Annotated in this window: 18 protein-coding genes; 12 read left to right on the top strand and 6 right to left on the bottom strand. The window is 66.2% G+C overall.

The window, feature by feature from the left end; genetic code table 11:
• Complete coding sequence (locus JJJ16_RS07635) at window positions 1–1164, top strand: S8 family peptidase (protein ID WP_219752066.1); 1164 nt, start codon at window positions 1–3, stop codon at window positions 1162–1164.
• Window positions 1165–1250: 86 nt separating this feature from the next.
• On the opposite strand, the gene JJJ16_RS07630 is transcribed toward JJJ16_RS07635, so the two are convergent.
• From JJJ16_RS07630 to JJJ16_RS07620, 3 genes are all read right to left on the bottom strand, one after another.
• The gene (locus JJJ16_RS07630) at window positions 1251–3806 is read right to left on the bottom strand and encodes a heavy metal translocating P-type ATPase (protein WP_219752065.1); all 2556 of its coding nucleotides are present in this window, start codon (window positions 3804–3806) and stop codon (window positions 1251–1253) included.
• Between the two features lie 84 nt (window positions 3807–3890).
• Complete coding sequence (locus JJJ16_RS07625) at window positions 3891–4136, bottom strand: heavy-metal-associated domain-containing protein (protein WP_009054619.1); 246 nt, start codon at window positions 4134–4136, stop codon at window positions 3891–3893.
• Window positions 4137–4151: 15 nt separating this feature from the next.
• Window positions 4152–4442, bottom strand: a complete 291-nt coding sequence (locus JJJ16_RS07620) for a metal-sensitive transcriptional regulator (protein ID WP_016460585.1) — start codon at window positions 4440–4442, stop codon at window positions 4152–4154.
• A gap of 146 nt (window positions 4443–4588) precedes the next feature.
• Here JJJ16_RS07620 and JJJ16_RS07615 point away from each other — a divergent pair, with 146 nt between their 5' ends.
• The 6 genes from JJJ16_RS07615 to JJJ16_RS07590 all read left to right on the top strand — a co-directional run bounded on the left by JJJ16_RS07615 (window position 4589) and on the right by JJJ16_RS07590 (window position 10203).
• Window positions 4589–6070 (top strand): alpha/beta hydrolase, encoded by a 1482-nt coding sequence (locus JJJ16_RS07615; protein WP_219752064.1) that lies wholly within the window; start codon window positions 4589–4591, stop codon window positions 6068–6070.
• Window positions 6067–6708 (top strand): pyridine nucleotide-disulfide oxidoreductase, encoded by a 642-nt coding sequence (locus JJJ16_RS07610; RefSeq protein ID WP_219752063.1) that lies wholly within the window; start codon window positions 6067–6069, stop codon window positions 6706–6708. The genes JJJ16_RS07615 and JJJ16_RS07610 overlap by 4 nt, the downstream gene beginning before the upstream one ends.
• 132 nt (window positions 6709–6840) lie before the next feature.
• On the top strand, window positions 6841–7191 hold the full coding sequence (locus tag JJJ16_RS07605; RefSeq protein ID WP_219752062.1) for a hypothetical protein: 351 nt from the start codon (window positions 6841–6843) through the stop codon (window positions 7189–7191).
• Complete coding sequence (locus tag JJJ16_RS07600) at window positions 7191–8870, top strand: alpha/beta hydrolase (RefSeq protein WP_219752061.1); 1680 nt, start codon at window positions 7191–7193, stop codon at window positions 8868–8870. Before JJJ16_RS07605 ends, JJJ16_RS07600 begins: the two co-directional genes overlap by 1 nt.
• Window positions 8867–9529, top strand: a complete 663-nt coding sequence (locus JJJ16_RS07595; RefSeq protein ID WP_219752060.1) for a DUF4853 domain-containing protein — start codon at window positions 8867–8869, stop codon at window positions 9527–9529. The genes JJJ16_RS07600 and JJJ16_RS07595 overlap by 4 nt, the downstream gene beginning before the upstream one ends.
• Window positions 9530–9534: 5 nt before the next feature.
• Window positions 9535–10203, top strand: coding sequence for a DUF4853 domain-containing protein (locus JJJ16_RS07590; RefSeq protein WP_219752059.1), 669 nt, complete (start codon window positions 9535–9537; stop codon window positions 10201–10203).
• Window positions 10204–10293: 90 nt separating this feature from the next.
• Here the strand turns inward: JJJ16_RS07590 and purB are convergent, their stop codons facing one another.
• On the bottom strand, window positions 10294–11751 hold the full coding sequence (purB, locus tag JJJ16_RS07585) for an adenylosuccinate lyase (protein WP_219752058.1): 1458 nt from the start codon (window positions 11749–11751) through the stop codon (window positions 10294–10296).
• A gap of 201 nt (window positions 11752–11952) precedes the next feature.
• On the opposite strand from purB, the gene JJJ16_RS07580 reads away from it, so the two are divergent.
• Window positions 11953–12300 carry a hypothetical protein gene (locus JJJ16_RS07580; protein WP_318836538.1) on the top strand — a complete coding sequence of 116 codons (348 nt, stop codon included), beginning with the start codon at window positions 11953–11955 and terminating at the stop codon, window positions 12298–12300.
• Entirely contained in the window at window positions 12294–13988 is a 1695-nt protein-coding gene (locus JJJ16_RS07575) for an alpha/beta hydrolase (protein WP_219752057.1), read from the top strand. Before JJJ16_RS07580 ends, JJJ16_RS07575 begins: the two co-directional genes overlap by 7 nt.
• A gap of 29 nt (window positions 13989–14017) precedes the next feature.
• Here JJJ16_RS07575 and JJJ16_RS07570 read toward each other — a convergent pair whose 3' ends face one another.
• Entirely contained in the window at window positions 14018–14404 is a 387-nt protein-coding gene (locus tag JJJ16_RS07570) for a phage holin family protein (RefSeq protein WP_219752056.1), read from the bottom strand.
• Between the two features lie 65 nt (window positions 14405–14469).
• Between JJJ16_RS07570 and hisC the strand changes: the two genes are divergently transcribed.
• On the top strand, window positions 14470–15534 hold the full coding sequence (hisC, locus tag JJJ16_RS07565) for a histidinol-phosphate transaminase (RefSeq protein ID WP_219752055.1): 1065 nt from the start codon (window positions 14470–14472) through the stop codon (window positions 15532–15534).
• A gap of 69 nt (window positions 15535–15603) precedes the next feature.
• On the opposite strand, the gene JJJ16_RS07560 is transcribed toward hisC, so the two are convergent.
• Complete coding sequence (locus JJJ16_RS07560) at window positions 15604–16386, bottom strand: YwiC-like family protein (protein WP_219752054.1); 783 nt, start codon at window positions 16384–16386, stop codon at window positions 15604–15606.
• 221 nt (window positions 16387–16607) lie between these two features.
• Between JJJ16_RS07560 and JJJ16_RS07555 the strand changes: the two genes are divergently transcribed.
• Both JJJ16_RS07555 and JJJ16_RS07550 read left to right on the top strand, forming a co-directional pair.
• Complete coding sequence (locus JJJ16_RS07555) at window positions 16608–17591, top strand: bile acid:sodium symporter family protein (RefSeq protein WP_060565959.1); 984 nt, start codon at window positions 16608–16610, stop codon at window positions 17589–17591.
• Between the two features lie 283 nt (window positions 17592–17874).
• Window positions 17875–18258, top strand: a complete 384-nt coding sequence (locus tag JJJ16_RS07550) for a hypothetical protein (protein ID WP_219752053.1) — start codon at window positions 17875–17877, stop codon at window positions 18256–18258.
• Window positions 18259–18352 lie beyond the last annotated feature (94 nt).

Raw genomic sequence — 18352 nt, 5'->3', positions numbered from 1 at the left:
ATGACACTCGCGCGCGCCCTGACTACCGCGGTTTGCGCTCTGGCTCTGGCTGTTGGTGCTCTGACGCTGGCACCCACCCCGGCTCTTGCTGACGATGCGGTGCCTTCACAGGATTATTTCTCCTACTATCCCCTGGATACCGTGCGCGCCAAGGGGTACACCGGTAAGGGCGTCACGATCGCTGCCATTGGCGGTCCGGTTGATACGAGTGACCCTGCGCTCAAGGGGGCCAACGTCACCGACAAGAGCCGCTGTACGGTGGAGGCGACCCCCGAGGGGAAGCGTCATGGCACCGACATGGCGATTATCCTTGTTTCCCCCAAGACCGGTGTGGCACCCGACGCGACCTTGTACACCTACCAGTCGTCGACGGCATCGACGACGTCGAACGGAACATGCAGCTCCGATGGCGGTCGGCTCAACACTTTCGCCAGCCTTATCAACCAGGCCGTTGAGGACGGTGCTCAGATCATTTCCGTCTCGCAAAGTGTCTCGGAGGAGAGTCCTGAGCTGAAGTGGGCGATCGCCAACGCGATCAGCAAGGGCGTCATCATCGTCGCCTCCGCCGGAAATGGCGCCAGTGACGACAATGTGACGCACCTGAGCAGGTTCTCTGGCGTCGTTGGTGTGTCCGCGATTAACGCCGACGGTACGTTCGCGTCCTACTCCTCCTGGGGTGACGGCGTAGTCACAGCTGCTTTTGGCGGACCCTTCAACACTTTCGACCCTGCGACAAACCAACCGCAAACGGTCAATGGGACATCTGTGTCTGCGCCGCTTGTGGCAGGCATGCTGGCTTTAGCGCGCCAGCGGTGGCCCGAGGCCACTACCAACCAGATCCTCCAGCTCCTGGTTCGCACGGGCCTGAACCCCAATCACAACTGGGATAAGTACACCGGCTATGGTGCGGCGGCTCTGGGGTCATTGGTTAACACGGATCCGTCGCAGTACCCGGATGAGAACCCCATTATTCCAAAGCCCAATGGCTCTTCCCCCAGTGCCCAGGAGGTGCAGGACTACATGGACGGAATCGCAGGGGACACGCTGACAGAATCCTTCCCGTCGTCCTACGTCTATCGCGGAACGGACGAAGGGGTCATCTTTAACGACAACAAGACGATCACCGTCCACCTGGGGACCAGCCCGCGCTACCACCGGAAGTGACCATGACACCCGCGCGATCTCGTAATACGGCAGGAGTGCCGCGCAGCCGGACACCCGGCCACGCGGCACTCGTGCCGTTTGTGCGACTACTTCGCGGCGCGCAAGCGCAGCGAGTTGAGGACCACGAACACCGACGAGCACGCCATCGCGGCGCTGGCCAGCATGGGGGAGAGGAGCCCAGCGATCGCGAGCGGCACCATCAGCACGTTGTAGAAGAACGCCCAGAAGAGGTTCTCCTTGATGATGCGCAGCGTCCGACGCGACACTCGGATCGCGGTCGCCGCCGAGGTGAGCGACGAGTTCATGAGCGTCATGTCCGCAACCTCGATCGCCACGTCCGTGCCCGATCCCATCGCGATGCCCAGGCCCTTCGCGCTCGCCTGCGCGAGTGCGGCCGCGTCGTTCACGCCGTCGCCCACCATCGCGACCGTGCGGCCCTCGGCCTGTAGATCGGCGACGGTGTTGCGCTTGCCGTCGGGCAGGACTCCCGCGATGACGCGCTCGATCCCGACCTGGTCTGCCACGTGGCGCGCCGCCGCCTCGTTGTCGCCGGTCAGCAGGATCGGCTCGATGCCGAGCTCGCGCAGCTGAGCGATCGCATCCGCGGAGGACTCCTTGACCGTGTCGCGCACGACGAGCGCGGCGATCGCACTGCCCTCGACGCGCTCGGGGATCACCAGGGACGAGGCCTGGGCCCCCTCCCGCTCGCCCGCGCCCGGGGTGGTGCCGGGTTGAGTGGGGGTACCGGTATCCCCACCCGCGCTGTCGCCAGCCGCGGGTGCGCCGTCGGCGGTCGCGGCCTCAGAGCGGGAGGTGACGGTGCCGGAGTAGCCGGCGGCGCTCACGACGGCCTCGAGCTCCTCGTCGCTGTGAGGGACGGTGAGCGTGATGCGAGCGGATTCGGTGGCGAGGTTGACCTCGGCCTTCACGCCGTCGAGCTTGCCGAGCTTGCGCTCGACGCGGCGCACGCAGGAGGCGCAGGTCATGCCGCCCACGCTCATGGTGAGGGTTGCGAGGGGCAGCTTGGCGTCGGGGCCGGGCAGGACAACGTGCGTGTGGGCCTCGGGCATAGGGGTGACGGCCTCGGTGGTCGCCACTTGGCCGAGCTGCGGTGCGAGGGCCGCGACGACGGCGGAGGCGCCCGAGGCCTCGGCCTCGCGCACGGCGTCGAGGAGGGAGGCGGGCACGTCGATGCCCAGGGAAGCCAGCCACGACGGGCGGCCGACCAGCACGCCGCCCTGGGTGGTGATGCCGACGACGCCGAGCCCGGGCTGGTTGGCGAACGCCGTCACGGGGACGAGCGACAGGCCGCGGTCTGCGGCACCCAACGTGATGGCGCGGGCGACGGGGTGCTCGGAGAGGGACTCGACGGAGGCGGCGAGGGACAGGGCCGAGGCCTCGCCCGCGCCGGGTGCGACTGCGACCGACTCGAGGGACATGACGCCCGTGGTGACCGTGCCCGTCTTGTCGAGCAGCATCGTGTCGATCGAACGTGTCTGCTCGAGGATTTCGGCGTTCTTGATGAGGATGCCCAGCTGCGAGGCGCGCCCCGACCCGACGAGGATCGCGGTTGGCGTGGCCAGGCCGAGCGCGCATGGGCACGCCACGACCAGAACGGCGACGGCCGCCGTGAATGCGGCCTGTACGCCGCCGCCCGCGAGCAGCCAGCCCCCGAGCGTCAGCAGGGAGACGGCGATGACGATCGGGACGAACACGCCCGAAATCTGGTCTGCGAGGCGCTGGACGGGAGCCTTTCCGGCCTGGGCCTCGGCGACCATGCGCCCGATCTGTGCGAGCGTCGTGTCCGAGCCGACGCGTGTGGCGCGCACCAGCAGGGATCCCCACGTGTTGACGGTCGCACCCGTCACCGCGTCGCCGGGGGCGGCGTCCACGGGCACGGACTCGCCCGTCAGGAGCGAGGTGTCCAGGGCGGAGGAACCCTCGACGATGACGCCGTCGGTTGCTACCTTCTCGCCCGGGCGCACCGCAAAGAGGTCGCCGACCTGCAGGGACGAGGCGGGCACGACGCTCTCGGAGCGCTCGCCGGTCGCGGGGTCGACGCTCACGAGCGTCGCCTCCTTCGCGCCCATGCTCAGCAGCGAACGGAGCGCGTCGCCCGCGCGGTAGCGTGCGCGCGCCTCCAGGTAGCGTCCCGTCAGCAGGAACACGACGATCATGCATGCGCCCTCGAAGTAAATCTCCGCGTGGCCGGCGTGCGCCGCGCGCGGGATCAGGCTCATGTGCATGCGCATGCCGAGCATCCCGGCGCCGCCCCACAGCAGCGCCCACCAGCTCCACAGCGTCGAGGAGATAACGCCGAGGGAGACCAGCGTGTCCATTGTCGTCGAGCCGTGGCGGCCCGCCGCGAAGGCCGCCCGGTGGAAGGGCCACGCGCCCCACGTCACCACCGGGATCGAGGCCACCGCGACGACCCACTGCCACCCCGTGAACTGCCAGGCGGGCACCATCGACAGGATCATCGCGAGGATGCCCAGGGGCGCGGAGACGATGAGGCGAGCCCGCAGGTCGGCGGCGTGGGCGCGGGTGCCCTCGCCGACCTGGGGGGCCGGGGCCGAGGCCGGGGTGGCCTCAGGGGAAGAAGGGGCGGCCGCGGGAGTGGTCGTCACAGAGTCAGTGGACATGGGTACCCTCCGGGGGTATGTATCGGGTGAAAGGAAACGAGGCCGGGAAAGTGCCCCGACCTCGTCGGTGAGGTGCGGAAAACCTCAGAAGTCGCGCGAGATGCCGACCAGCTTGAAGCCGGCCTCGGACACTGCGTCGCTCAGCGCCGCGTCGTCCAGGGGGGTGTCGGTCAGGACCGTCACCTTGGAGGTCGCGCCCGAGTTGAGGATCACGTCGACGTTCTTCACGCCGGGGATCTCGCTCAGCTCTTCGCTGACGCTCATTACGCAGTGGCCGCAGGTCATGCCGTCGACGGACAGCTCAATGGTGCGATCGATTTCGGTGGTCATGGTTTCTCCTTGTTGTTAGGACTTGATGAGGCGTGCGATGGCCGCGGCCGCCTCGTCGACTTTGGCCTGCGCGGCCTCGTCGGATTCGCGCGCCGCCGTGACGACGCAGTGGTTCATGTGGTCTTTGAGCAGGTTGACCGCGACCGAATCGAGCGCGGACTGGACGGCCGAAACCTGCGTGAGGATGTCAATGCAGTACTCTCCCTGCGAGATCATGCGCTGCAGGCCGCGGACCTGGCCTTCGATGCGGCGCAGGCGCGCGAGATGATTCTCGGTGTTGCCGTGGTAGCCGTGTTCGTTGCTCATGGAAGTGATGGTACCCCTAGGGGGTATGGGTGTCAAGGGGTGTCGACAATCGAGCGCTGTGGGGGTGGCGACACGCATCCCCCAATGCGGCGCGCCCAGGCCCGGCCCGCCGTAGGGTGGAGACAGCACACAGGGAGGGAGGGGACATGAAGCGACGCCCGCGTCGGCGCTACCGCGCGATCCGCCGCGTCCCCCAGGCCTACCCCGGCCTCTACCTGCGCCTCAAAGTCGCACCCATCGTCCCCGCCCTCGCGGCCACGGTCGCAGTTGGAGCGCTCGCGGACATCTCCGCCCTGCCGCAGGATGTGCGCGCCCGCGCGCGCTCCCTCTCCGACGCCATGGGAACCGCGATCAGCGAAAAATCGCAGCGCATCTTCTTCGATAACCCCGGCCTCGACACCCTCCTCATCCGCTCCCTCTCACACGTCGCGCGGCGCACCGCGACCGTGGGGCGCGCCTGGGCGCGAGCGGTCGTCGCCGTCGGCGCGGACAAGGACGGGCGCATGGCCCGCATGCTGCCCCTCATCCCCAGGCGCGCATACGACGCCCTCATGACCGGCATGCTGACGATCGGCACGGCAGTGGGCGCCCTGCGCGGCGGCGAAGTCCACGTCGCGCTCCTGCGCGACTCCGACGCAGACCCCGCCTTCCAGGACCCCCTGCCCGGCCACCCCGAGGCCCAGATCCGCCGCGTCGACGCACCCGCGCTGCTCTCCGACATGTGCGCCGATATCGACGAGCTCTACTGGTCGCGCACGATCGGCCCCGCCGTCAAGATCACCCGTGTCGGCGAGGGCGAGGCCCGCCGCTGGCTCCTGAGCCTGGTCGGCACCGAGTCCATGACCTGGCGCTCCACGAACAACCCGGCCGACGCCGAGACGAACATCCGCCTCATGCTCGGCCTGGAAAGCGCGATGAGCGTCGGCGTCGTGCGCGCGCTGCACGCCGCCATGGAGCGCGACGGCGTGCCTGCCGATCGGTGGTCGTGCGAGCCTGTCGTCATCTGCGGCCACTCCCAGGGTGGGATTGTCGCCGCCGCCCTCGCCTCCGTCCCACCCGACGAGGCCGGGGTCAACGTCGCCGGCATCCTGTCCACGGGCGGCCCGAACCGCCGCATCCGCGTGCGCCCCGACGTGGTGACCGTCGCCGTCTACCACGACCAGGACGTCATGCCGAGCCTCGACGGCTCGCCCGACCGTGCCCCCGACCGGCGCGTCACCGTCGGACGCAGCCTCGTGAGGCCTCGGACCCGTCCCCTCTACTACGCGCACTCCTCCTCGACCTACACCGAGACCGTCCGCCTCCTCGAGCGCAAGGTGCGTGTGACCCCGTGGGGCCGGCTGGCCTCGTCGATGGCGGCCCTGCAGGATTTCCTGCCCGCGCCGGACGAGCCCACGCGCGTCATGCACTACGAGATCTGGCAGGACATCCTGACCCCGACCTCCGAGAGCACGTGGGACACGGTCGCCGCACTCGAACGCGGCGGCTCCTACGAACCCGCCACCTACCCGATCGACTACGCGGTCACGGCCCCCCGCCTGCCCCGCGTCGCCAGAGCCCGGCGCCGCGCGGCCCTCCCGGCGCGTATCGCTTCCGCCCTCTCCTCCCTGAGAAAGGACAGGTCATGACCGACCCCAACGCCCCCCTGCGCGAGGTGCGCCGATGGATGCGCGTCTCGACCCCCGTCAACAAGGCCGCCTCCTCCGGCCTGCGCGGGCGGCTCCCGCAGATCGCCGGGCCGCTCATGATCGGCGCGCTCGGCGTGGGTGCCCTGGGCGCGGGCATTGCGTGGCGCGCCCTGTCCTCGACGAGGGGCACCGGGCGCACGCAGCGCTTCGTCGACCTGGCGACCGCGGCGCTCGACTCCGGCTTCCCCGTGCGTGCGCACGACGCCGATGCAGGTGAGGCTCGCGCGCCGCGCCGCGTCGTCCACGTTGAGGTCGGCGAGGGCTTCGGGCGCCCCTCCCTCGTGTCCATCGACGTTGTCGTGGCCTCCTCGGACACGCTGTCGGAGCACGAGGCCGCCACGCGCGCCCTCGACGCAATCACCCGCGCAACCTGGAACAATCCCGAAATGGCACCGGTGAGCGTGCGCGCACGAGTCCTCGTCGCCCACGACGAGGCCGGCGATCTCGAGGCCCCTGGCGCGCAGACCGACACGGTCGTCGACATGAGCGCCCTCGGCTTCGCCGACGAGATCGCGCGCCCCGACGAGCTCTACGACCGCTACGGCGCGCCCGAGTGCGACCCCGCCTGGAGGCCGTGACCGTCCGGCGAGAGTCGGCCTCGTTTCTTTGACGAGGCGGGGTGTCCCACCCCTTGGGGGCGCTGTTGTTCGCCTTGTGACCGTTTGGTAGGGTCTAGCTTAACAGCACCGAAATGACATCAAAGGAGCATCATGGCCGGCGATCTTGTCATCGAAGAAGGGGACCTCGAAGTCCTGCGCGACCGCACGAGAGACCTGTCCGGCAGACTGCAGTCGGTGACCGTCGCGACGGCGGGCGACTACATTTCCTCCGGGGTTGGCGGGAGCCCCCTCGCAGGACAGGGGCGCAGCGCGGGCGAGACTATTGACGACGCGGTCATGGCAGCGTCGCGTGACCTGGATGATTTCTCCCAGTCTGTGAATGATTCGATCAACGCCTATAACGCAACCGAAAACGATGCTGCGGTGAGCTTCCAACAGACCGACCACGGTGGCCCGGCGATGACGATGGATGACCTGCGACACATGATGGAGGAACAGTAATGGCAACCTGGGCGGACATTCAGAGCTGGGACCACAACGCCATCATCGAGGCCGAGGACCTCATCGAGGCCGAGGTGCGCGAGGCGCGCGAGATCATCGCCGACCTCGAGCACGCCGCGAACGACATCCGATCTCAGGGTGAGGCGCCCGACCGGATGCGTGAGCGACTCTCCGAGATCCAGGACAAGCTGGACGCGCGCCTCAATGAGCTCACTGAATACGCGCTGGCGACCGCAGAGCTGCACGGGTACGTGAGCCGAGTCGTGGCGAAGCGGAAGTCCGCGTGGGAGGTCGCGGCAGAAGTTGGGTATGACATTCCGGAGAGTGGTGTTGTTCAACCGTCAGCGCCTGAAACGAGGTTTGAGCCGATAGCGAGTAAGTTTGCTGAGCTACGCGATTGTGTTGACGATGCAGTGCGAATTGCGACGGAAGCCGAGGAGACGGTGGGGCCACGCTATCAGGCGTTGGCCGACGGCCAGTATGTCCTGGCCGAGGGGCGCCACTCGGCGTCTGCGGGCCTGGCAAACGACGCCGACCCCTCGTGGAGTCCCGAGGAGGTCTCCGTGTGGTGGGCGCTCCTGTCGGAGTCCGAGCGCGAGGCGCTCATCAACAAGGATCCCGAAAAGTACGGCAATCTCAACGGTATCGACATGGCCTCGCGAGTAAAGGCGAATGAGCTTGCGTTGAATGGGCACCGCGACGCCGCGGGAAATCGTATTCCGGGACTACTTGAGAAAGCACAGAAGGAGTACGACGAAGCGAAAGCTGCATATGAGAAGGATAGGGATTCATTCTGGGGTAACCCGTATAAAGTTGATGCAAGCCTTGAACGCTATCGCAACGCTGAAAATAAACTGAATGATCTCCTAGCCGTCAAAAAAGCCCTTGAGGGTGAAGATATCTCACTTGTTGCTCTTGAGTTTGGTGAACGTGGAGAAAACGTGCGTGCGGCGCTCGCTATTGGAGATGTCGATAACGCAAAGCATGTAACGACCTTCGTTCCGGGCATGACCACGTCTTGTCGTAAGAGTACTGACCTCAACTTGGGGTATGCGCGTAACTTGATCGACGCAGCGGAGACTGTGGGCGGTGCAGAAAAAGGAAGTGTCGCAGCGGTCGCGTGGATGGGGTACGAAGCGCCGCCGGGTCCAGAGACAGGGGACCTGTCTGTCGCGTCTCCAGGCAAGGCACAGGCCGGAGCTGAGAAGCTGAACGGCTTCCTGACAGGAATCCACTCGTGGCGCTCAGAGCGGGGAATGGACGTGCACCAAACTCCGGTCACGCATTCCTATGGGTCCCTGACGGGCGGCTTCGCGATGCGTGATATTGGAGAGGGCGTCGTCGATGACTTCGTGTACACGGGTTCCCCGGGCTCAGCGGTGAATTCTGTCGGGACGCTGGGGGTAGACCCCGAACACACGTGGGTATCCGCGATTCCGCTACACGACGAGGTGCAGGGGATGGGGCTCGATGTTAACTTCGGTCGCGACCCCAAGGAACTCGAGGGAATCGGGCACCTCTCGGGTGACGCGACCGGGGGAGACGGATACAACTCAGATCCAAACGCCGAAAAATATGCGAATCACTCCGCGTATTTCTATAAGGCGAAAGCTGGCCAGCATAACTACTCTCTTGAAGACATTGGTGAGGTCATCGCGGGTAAGAAGAAGAGGTTATGAGCCGGAAACAGCTGGTCACACTGCTGGGCGCCGCCTGCGCCTCTCTGGTTGTGTCGGCGTGTATTCCGAGCCTGCCGGACGCTGCCCCCTATCCGGATAGCGGAAGCGTTCCCGCAGCTGAACGCCAGACGTTGGAGGCCTTTGTCAGTGACGCGATGCCTCGGTATATGAGCATCATCGAGGAGGTCGCGATGGAATCGGGAGGAGTCATCGCTGACGTCGGTCACTCGGAGACTCAACCCTGTCGGTCAGAAGTCAATGGGTACGAGATTCGTGCGGTCCGCTTTAATCTTCCGCTGATTGAATATGAAGATATGCGCAGGATTGTCGGAGAAGCTGCTCAGCGCTACGGCTACCTGTATACGTCTGATCCTGTTCCTCGGGATGAGCGACACATGCGCAGCGTCGGTTTGAGCGACCAGGACGGTAATTCTCTGTTGTTTGATCACTTCGAGAATGACGTTATCTTTGTCCAGTTTTCCTCCGGGTGCCTGCCGTCTTTGCGTTCGAGGGACATCCACGGCCAATTTGCGCTTCCAACAACGCAAGAGATGTTCCCTCACTTAACGGTCGTCGACGCGTACGACGCTGATAAGCAGAAGAATCCGTTGATTTTCCGTCATGTGGCGGCGGATTCCGAGCAGCAGTCGGGGAGTTGAGGGCGATGAAGTGGACGCCAGTGCGTGTTGGTCTCGCGGCGGTTGTGGTGGTGGCCGGTTTGTACGGGTGGGATGCGGTCATGCCGCGCCAGGGTGAGCTCGTTCCCTTCCCTCAGCGGGTGAGTTTCGAGGAGTACATGAGCCATCGGCTGCCGGAGCTGTCGCGCATGGCTGGGCAGGTGGCCGCCGAGACCGGTGGCGAGCTGACGGTGATGGGCCTGCCCTACGTGCAAGCGTGCGGGATCAGCGGTTTGCAGGGTTATCGGGTTTTTGGCTACAGCACTGTGGCTCCGCAGATCTCCTTTGATCGGCTTGAGGAGGTCGTCAGGGCCCACCGGCGTGACGGTACGTCTGGCCTGTGGGTACAAAACGATTTTCGGAATGATGGAAGTCGGAGAATTTACTTCACAGACAATGACGGCAATTCGGCTGAGTTCAAGTACACCGAGACCGGTATCGAGATGAGTTCCTACTCCTCGTGCCTGCCCACCTCTCACGCCCTGAATGATCCCGGTCAGTTCGTTCTGCCGTCGGTGGAGGAGGCGTTCCCGAGCGTGCGCGTGACGGTCAGTGACAACACGAACCCGGACCTGCACCCCCTTCCCACGCTCACCCTCGGTGCGCAAGCCGACCCACAGCCTGACGCTCAGAGCGGCGCCCAGTCGGGCTCGTAAACCTGCCCCGGCCTCGGCGATACAGGGCAGAAACGGGAAAGGCGGCGAGGCGCGGACCAACCGCGCACCCGCCGCCCCAACCGGTGAAGCTCAGGCCTCCCAGTGCGCCAGGCGCTCGGACAGGCCGATGTAGGTCGCGGGGGTCAGCGCAAGGAGGCGCTCCTCCACCTCGGCCGGCAGACCCAGGCCCGCGATGAACTCACGCATGTCTTCCGCGCCCACCTCGTGGCCGCGCGTCAGCTCCTTGAGGCGCTCGTACGGGTTGGCCATTCCGGTCGCGCCCGCGATTGCGGCGGCGCGCATCGCCTGCTGGACGGCCTCGCCGAGCACCGCCCAATTCGCATCCAGATCGCGGGCCATACGAGCCGCGTTGATCTCGATGCCATCCAGGCCGCGCACCAGGTTGTCGTAGGCCAGTACCGCGTGACCGAACGCGACGCCCACGTTGCGCTGCGTCGTCGAATCCGTCAGGTCGCGCTGCATGCGGCTGGTCACCAGCGTCGCGCCCAGGGAATCCAGCAGCGCGTTCGACACCTCCAGGTTCGCCTCCGCGTTCTCAAAGCGGATCGGGTTGACCTTGTGCGGCATCGTCGACGATCCCGTCGAGCCCTGCGCCGCCAGGTTCTGGTGGAAGTAATCCATCGAAATGTACGTCCACGCGTCCGTCGCCAGGTTGTGGGCAATACGGCCAGCGCGCGCCACGTCCGCGTACAGCTCGGCCTGCCAGTCGTGCGACTCGATCTGCGTGGTCAGCGGGTTCCACGTCAGGCCCAGGCCCTCCACGAACGAGCGGGCCAGCGTCGGCCAATCCGCGCCCGGCACGGATACGACGTGCGCGGCCCACGTGCCCGTCGCGCCGTTGATCTTGCCCAGGTACTCCGTGGCCTCGACGCGCTTGATCTGGCGGGACAGACGGTGCGCGAACACCGCCATCTCCTTGCCGACCGTCACGGGGGTTGCCGGCTGGCCGTGCGTGTGCGCCAGCATCGGGACGGCCGCACCGGCCTCGGCGAGGCCGCGCAGGCGATCGAGGAGCGCGCGGATCGCGGGCAGCCACACCTGCTCGGTCGCCGCCTTGATGGTCAGTGCGTACGCCAGGTTGTTGATGTCCTCGGAGGTGCAGAAGATGTGGACGACCTCGCGCAGCGACGGCAAATTCGTGCCCTCGCCCAGCTTCTCGGACGCCGCCTCGAGGTATTCGCCGATCAGGTACTCGACGGCCTTGACGTCGTGACGGGTGACGGCCTCGAACTCGGCCAGGCGCTTGATGTGGTCGGCGCCGAAGTCGCGCGTGAGGGCGCGCAGGTAGTCGCGCTCGGCGTCGGTCAGCGTCGGGGCGCCGGGCAGGACCGAGTTGTCGAGGAGGAAAATCAGCCACTCGATCTCGACGTGCACGCGCGCGCGGTTCAGGCCCGCCTCGGACAGGTAGTTCGCCAGGGGCGCGGCCACCGCGCGGTAACGGCCGTCCAGCGGGCTGAGCGGTTCACCCCCGCCCGCCAGGTCCGAATAGCCGTGGGCAGTGGAGAACAGTGTCATCGTGTCGCTCATACCCCTATCTTCCCAGAACGAGGGGCCATCGGGATGCCCAGTCCGCTCGGCGGTTCGTGGCGTGGGTAACGTACGAGGCCGGGGCTGAGTGGGTGCGCGCGTGAGGGCTCCGGGCGTGTCGTCCACAGGGGTGGGTGGCGTCGGGCGCTTATCCACAGGGAGTGCCGCGCGGCTGGTGGTGGTGGAGTGGGGCGGCGTAGCGTGCGAGGACAAGCAACGACTCTTCCGATGATGGGAGACACCATGATCCTCGATCCGACCAGCCCAGGCCTGTCCCTCCAAGCCGCCCAGGGCCTCGTCGACGGCCTGCGCGGGGTACTCGCGGGCGCGATGTGCCCGCAGTGGACGGGAGTAGGGGGTGACTCCTACCGGGCGCGCTGCGGCGAGGTCGTCGCCGGCGCTCAGGCAGTCGTCGACCAGATCCAACAGGCCCTCGACCTTGTCCCAGCCTTCGATACGGAGCGGGCGCACGGCCTCGCGCGCAGCCTCTCTGAGTCCGCCGAATCAGCCGTACTTCATCCCGAACTCGTCATGCTGGGAGTGTGGTGACCGTGGCTTTCGATCCGAACCGACACGTGTCCGTGTCCTCGGGCTCCTTCAGCGTCGACGTCAACGAGCTGTGCGCCACGCACACCCTCGTCACGTACGAAGAGAACCTCTCGATCGGGCCCGCGCGCCTCGCGCTCAACGCCGCCCTCGCCGAGTCCGACCTGGCCTCGCTTTTTGCCCCGGAGACTGCGGCCGGCCTCATAGGCGCGATTAGCGCCGCCCTGAGCGCCCTCGACGCCCTCGAGTCCAGCGTCGACGACCTGCGGTGGAAGATGCAGGACGCGGCCCTCACGTACGCGGATGCGAACGCCGCCGCTTCCCTGTGGGAGGCAGTACCCGGCAGCCCATTGGGAGCGCAGCTCAGCTGGCGGAGCCTCGGAGCGTTCGCCCTATGCCCCGGTGGCGCCCTGGCCACCGGCGGCGTGGCGCTCTACCACGGGTTTCAGGACGCCTCCGCGAGCGCGGGGGTCCCCTGGCTGCCCACCGTTCTTATGCCCGGCTTCGCGGTGTTGGCGGCAGAGAAAGACCTATGTGACACCGTGATCGACGGCATCACCTTCGCGCGGCACGGAGATGCGGAATCTGGGGCATTGTTCCAGCGCGACCTCGGTAGGTTCGCCCTCGACGTGAATTCCCTGCCTGCGTTCCGAGGCGTCGTGCAGACACTGTCCGGGCTGGGAGTCAGCCAGGATCTGAACTCGACGTCCACGCAATCGGCGTCCGGGATGGCGGCGCTCGCCGCGCCCTGGGTGGCGGCCACCCTGTATAACCGCAAGGGTTCTGGGCATGGAGCCAGCTACGGGGTCGCCGTGAGGGGACCGGACGGGAACACTCGTGTCCATCACAGCGAGGCCGCCGCACGTATTCCGTCCGGGACCCTCGACGCACGCACCCAGGCCGCGCTCGCGGCCATGCCCGACGCGGCACCCGACACCCACTACGAGGGTGTTGCTACCAGCGCCGACACCATCGAGCACATCGTCGACATGCACGGAGGCGACGCCGACAACGGAGAGATCGCCATTGAGGAACACGTGACCGTGGGGGAGGATGGCGCGACGAGTCGCTCGTGGACCGTCGACATTCGAGGCACCCAATCGTTCGCCATCGGGCAGTCGGGCCCCCAGGACATGACCACCAACCTGCAGGGCGTGGCAGGAATGGCCTCGGATCAGCTCGACGCGATCATGGAAGCTATGGACGCGGCCGGCATTCCGCCCGAGGAGGCCGTCGAGTTTGCCGGCCACTCGCAGGGCGGCATCATGGCGGCTCAGCTGGCCGCCGACCCCGCCGTGCGCGCACGCTACAACGTCGTCTCCGTCGTTACCGCAGGATCACCCACGGCGACGGTTGCGCCCAGCGACGTACCCGTCCTCTCCTACGAAAACTCGGGCGACATCGTCCCCGGTCTGGACGGGAACGCGACCCGCGGAGACAACGTGACGACCGTCAGGTTCCACGACTACGAGGCCGCGTCTCACCCCGAAGACCCGGTTCCCTCCTCGCACAGCGCGCCGCTGTACGTGGATGAAATCCGAAGTACCCTGGACGCCGCCCGGGCCTCGTCCGATCCGGGTCTGAGCGCCCTGGCGGCCGCCGAGGCCCACCGTACCCAGGCGCTCGGCCTCACCCAGGACACGCAGACCACCATCCACCACTATCAAACGAGGCGCATCACCCAGGGGTAATGCGCCTCGACGGAGAAGGGAGCGAAACGTCAGTCCCGCTTGTCCTTCTTATCCCGCAGGATGCCCGAGACGATCGAGGACACCACGGAGGTGATGACCGCGCCGACCAGGCAGGACCAGAAGCCGCCCGTCGTCATGGGGAATCCGAGCGACGTGGACAGCCACCCCGTCAGCGCAAATAGCAGAGAGTTTGTCACCAGGGCAAACAGGCCGAAGGTCAGGAGGTACAGGGGGAATGTCAGCGTCGTCACCACAGGCTTGATGATCGAGTTCACCGCAGTGAACACCAGGGCGACTGCCGCCAGAACGATGACGGTTTGCGACGCCGACGACGATTCGATCGAGATCGACGAGACCAGATGGGTCGTCACCCACAGGCCGGCCATCGTGGCCAATAAACGAGCAATAAAGTCCATTTCTCCATTCTTGCGCAGTGGGATGATGCTTGCATGGTCCAAGTCCATGGGATAGGACTACACACATGACCAACCTGCGCATCCGTCCCGCCGTCGCCTCTCTGCCTCGCTACGTCCCCAGCAAGACCGCGCCCGACGCCGTCAAAATCTCCTCTAACGAGATGCCGACGCCGCCCAGCCCAGCGGTGCTTGAGGCGATCGCCCGCGAACTCGAGACGATCAACCGCTACCCCGACCTGACGGCCGCGCCCCTGCGCGAGGCCCTCGCGCAGCGCTTCGGCGTCGGTGCCGACCAGGTGTGTGTGGGTACTGGTTCTTCGGCGATCCTCGTCGCCGCACTGTCCGCCGTCTGCCAGCCCGGCAGCCAGGTCGTCTTCCCCTGGCGCTCCTTCGAGTCCTACCCGATCGCCATTCCCTCCGTGGGCGGCGAACCCGTGCCCGTTGAGCTCCTCCCGGACGCCACCCACGACCTCGACGCCATGCGCGCCGCGATCACGCCCGACACCGTCGCCGTCATCGTCTGCTCGCCCAACAACCCGACCGGCTCGGCCCTCACCTACGAGGAGATCGCCGGTTTCGTCGCCGACGTCCCCGATGACGTCATGGTCATCGTCGACGAGGCCTACATCGACTTCGCGACCAAGCCCGGCGTGCGCACAGCGGTCCCCCTCATCGAAGAACACCCCAACGTCATCGTCATGCGCACGTTCTCCAAGGCGCACGCCCTGGCCGGCGTGCGCGTCGGCTACGCCATCGGCGATCCCGAGGTGATCGGCGCGATCCAGGCTCTCCTCGTCCCCTTCGGCGTCAACTCCCTCGCCCTCGCCGCGGCCCTCGCCTCCCTGAAGGACGCCGAGGGCGTGCAGCGCGCGGTCGCCGAGATCATCGCCGAGCGCGAGCGCATCATCCCGGCCCTGCGCGCACTCGGCTACGACATCCCCGACAGCCAGTCGAACTTCTACCTGATCCGCGGCGACGTCTACGGCCTCGTCGAGGCATGCGCGCGCGTCGGCCTCATCGTGCGCCCCTTCCGCGTGGGCGTGCGAGTCTCGGTCGGCTCGCGCGAGCAGAACGACCGCTTCCTGTCCGTGGCCGCTGAATTCGCACGCACCGCGGGCGTCGGCGCGTAGGGTCAGCATGCGAATGGGCGCGCCCGACGAAACGGACGCGCCCACGACCACCCACCGGGGTGCAGTGGATTACGGGATCAGCAGCGAGGCGATGAGGAGAAGCGACCAGCCGAGCTCGCTGAAGCCGATCAGCTTGGGTGAGAAGGGACGCGTGCGGGTCCGGTTCAGCGTCGGCATGACCCACGCGCGCGCGGTCAGGCACGCCCACATGAGGACGGGCCAGATCGTCAGCGCGCCGAACCACCACCCCACGGCCGCGCACAGCGTGAACGCAGCGTGCAGCAGCGTGGAACCCGTCGCCCAGCGCGGGTCCTTGCGGCCTCGGATCATCGAACGAACCAGCGGAACTGTGCCGATGTAGTGCAGGCCGAACGCGGCGCACGTCGCCCACGCGTGGAGGGTCACCGCAGACGGTGAACCATCAGCGATCGCCAGCGAGAACGCCACGGGTCCCATGATGTTGCCCGCCAGGATCGAGGCCGCACGGGCGCCCAGGGAGCGCTCGCGGCCCTTCCACACAAGGTAGAGTGCCGACGAGGCCAGGGGGGCGAAAGCGATCGCCCACCATAGCAGCTGTGGGCGCAGTGCCAGGAGGGTGGCGCCGGGGAGCGCCGCGAGCACGCCGTAGGTCAGGACCGCGGGGGCAATGCGGGAGCGGCGCTTGGCGGGCGTTTTCACCCACAGGCACACGGCGGAGAACATCTGGAATGCCATCGCCCACGCCACCAGCATGAGGACGACCGTCCAGGAAAAGGTGAAGGACAGTGCCCACCCGAGCAGCGGCGGGAAAGCCATCATCGTCCACGCGCCGTGCTGGTCCGAGATCCAGCCGTCGCGGGCAAGCTTACGCATGCGGGGATTGTTGTGGTGGCGCGGCTTCGGGCGCCCCTGAGGGCGTCCCGATGCGCGGTTGGGGGAGCTCTCCGCGGTGCGTTCGGGCGTTGAGTGAGTCTGCGGCGCTGCACTGTGCATAGCCTTAGCTTAGTGAAGTAGGCCTGTGAGGCTCAATACTGGGAGGGTCACAACGTGAGACTGAAGCGGGAAAAATACAACGAGCGGTGAAATATGGTGGCATGTCCACATCAGACGCAGTTACAACTCAATCCCCCGTCCTTTCCTCCGAAGACCGAAGTGCGCGCATCGCCGTCACGGTCTTCCCGCTGCTGATCCTGGCGGCCTTCGCGATCGCCATGATTACGCCCGACACCTTCAAGCCGCTGGCTCCCGGCGTTAACTGGGCGCTCGGCGTCATCATGTTCGGCATGGGCCTGACCCTGACGCTGCCCGACTTTGGGCTTATCGTCAAGCGTCCGCTGCCCGTGCTCGTGGGTGTTGTCGCCCAGTACCTGATCATGCCCCTCGTTGGTTGGGCCCTGTGCTACGTGTTTGGTCTGCCCGACGCGGTCGCGGTCGGCGTCATCCTCGTCGGCTGTGCGCCCGGTGGTACGGCCTCGAACGTGATCTCCTACCTGGCGAAGGCTGACGTCGCGCTGTCGGTCACCATGACCTCGATCTCGACGCTGCTCGCACCCCTCATGACGCCGCTGCTCACCGCCTGGCTGGTGGGTAATCGCATGCCGGTGGATGGCGCGGCGATGGCGAAGAACATCCTGCTGATGGTTCTCGCCCCCGTCCTGGGCGGCTTCATCGTGCGCTTCGTCGCTGGCAAGTTCGTGGAGAAGATCCTGCCGCTTCTCCCCTGGATTTCCGTGTTCGGTATCTGCTACGTGCTGCTGGTCGTCGTGTCTGGCTCGGTTAACAAGATCCTGACGTCTGGCGCTCTCATCATTGCGGTTGTCATCTGCCACAACCTCCTGGGCTACCTTTTCGGCTACCTGGCCGGACGCGTCGGCCGTGGCTCCGACAAGGCGGCGCGCACGACCGCAATCGAGGTCGGCATGCAGAATTCGGCGCTGGCCGCGACGCTGGCGAAGACTCACTTCGCCTCTACCCCGGAGACCGCGCTCCCTGCAGCCGTTTTCTCCGTGTGGCACAATCTGTCCGGCGCGCTGCTGGCGATGTTCTTCCGTCGCTGGAAGAACGGCGGACAGGCCTAAATGAACGAGGCCGGGGCGGGACGAGCACTGGTCCCCGCGTCCGGTTCTCAACTGAGTAGATGACGAGGAGGGGGTGGCCCGCAGGGGTTGCCCCCTCCTCGCGCGTGCTCAGGGGTTGCCCCCTCCTCGTATCGAGTGGTGCGGCCATCACGCTCGTTTGTAATTCGTGCAGTGGAATGTATCAATAATGCACGAATCTTCTTTGACGGCGAGGAAATTAATAGCGTGAAAATGCGATATGATTCGCAGGTACCCATCATAAATACTCGAAGGAGTAACCCTCATGAAAAAGCGTCTTCTGACGGCCGCCCTCGTTGCACTGCTGCCCCTGAGCCTGGCCGCCTGTGGTGGGCAGTCCAAGCAGGCTGCCTGTCAGATCATCAATGACAAGGCCGTCAAGGCAATTGATGGCCTTGATCCGAGCAACACGGAAGACATGGTCCAGGGTATGAGCAGCGTTGCGACTGTCCTGAAGTCTGACGAGATTACCAACTCGGAAGTGAAGGCTGCTGCGGTGGCTGCGGGCGATAGTGCTCAGGCTCTCGCTGATTTCGCCAAGACGGTGGGAGACGAACCTTCGCAAGAGCAGATGACTGAGGCTATGGATCTGTACACGAACCTCGCGACGTCAATGTCGTCGCTTGAGACGGTGTGCAACGCGCGCTGACGAGCAACATCAGATGTATGTGCCCGCGTGCGGGCGTTGAGTGAGGAGGGGCGGCCCGACGGGCCGCCCCTCCAACGCTATGTATCGATGAACG

Origin of the sequence: Schaalia sp. ORNL0103, assembly GCF_019429565.1 — a bacterium.
Taxonomy (GTDB): Bacteria; Actinomycetota; Actinomycetes; order Actinomycetales; family Actinomycetaceae; genus Pauljensenia.
Note: the sequence above shows the minus strand (reverse complement) of the source record. Positions and strands in the feature narration are given on the sequence as shown.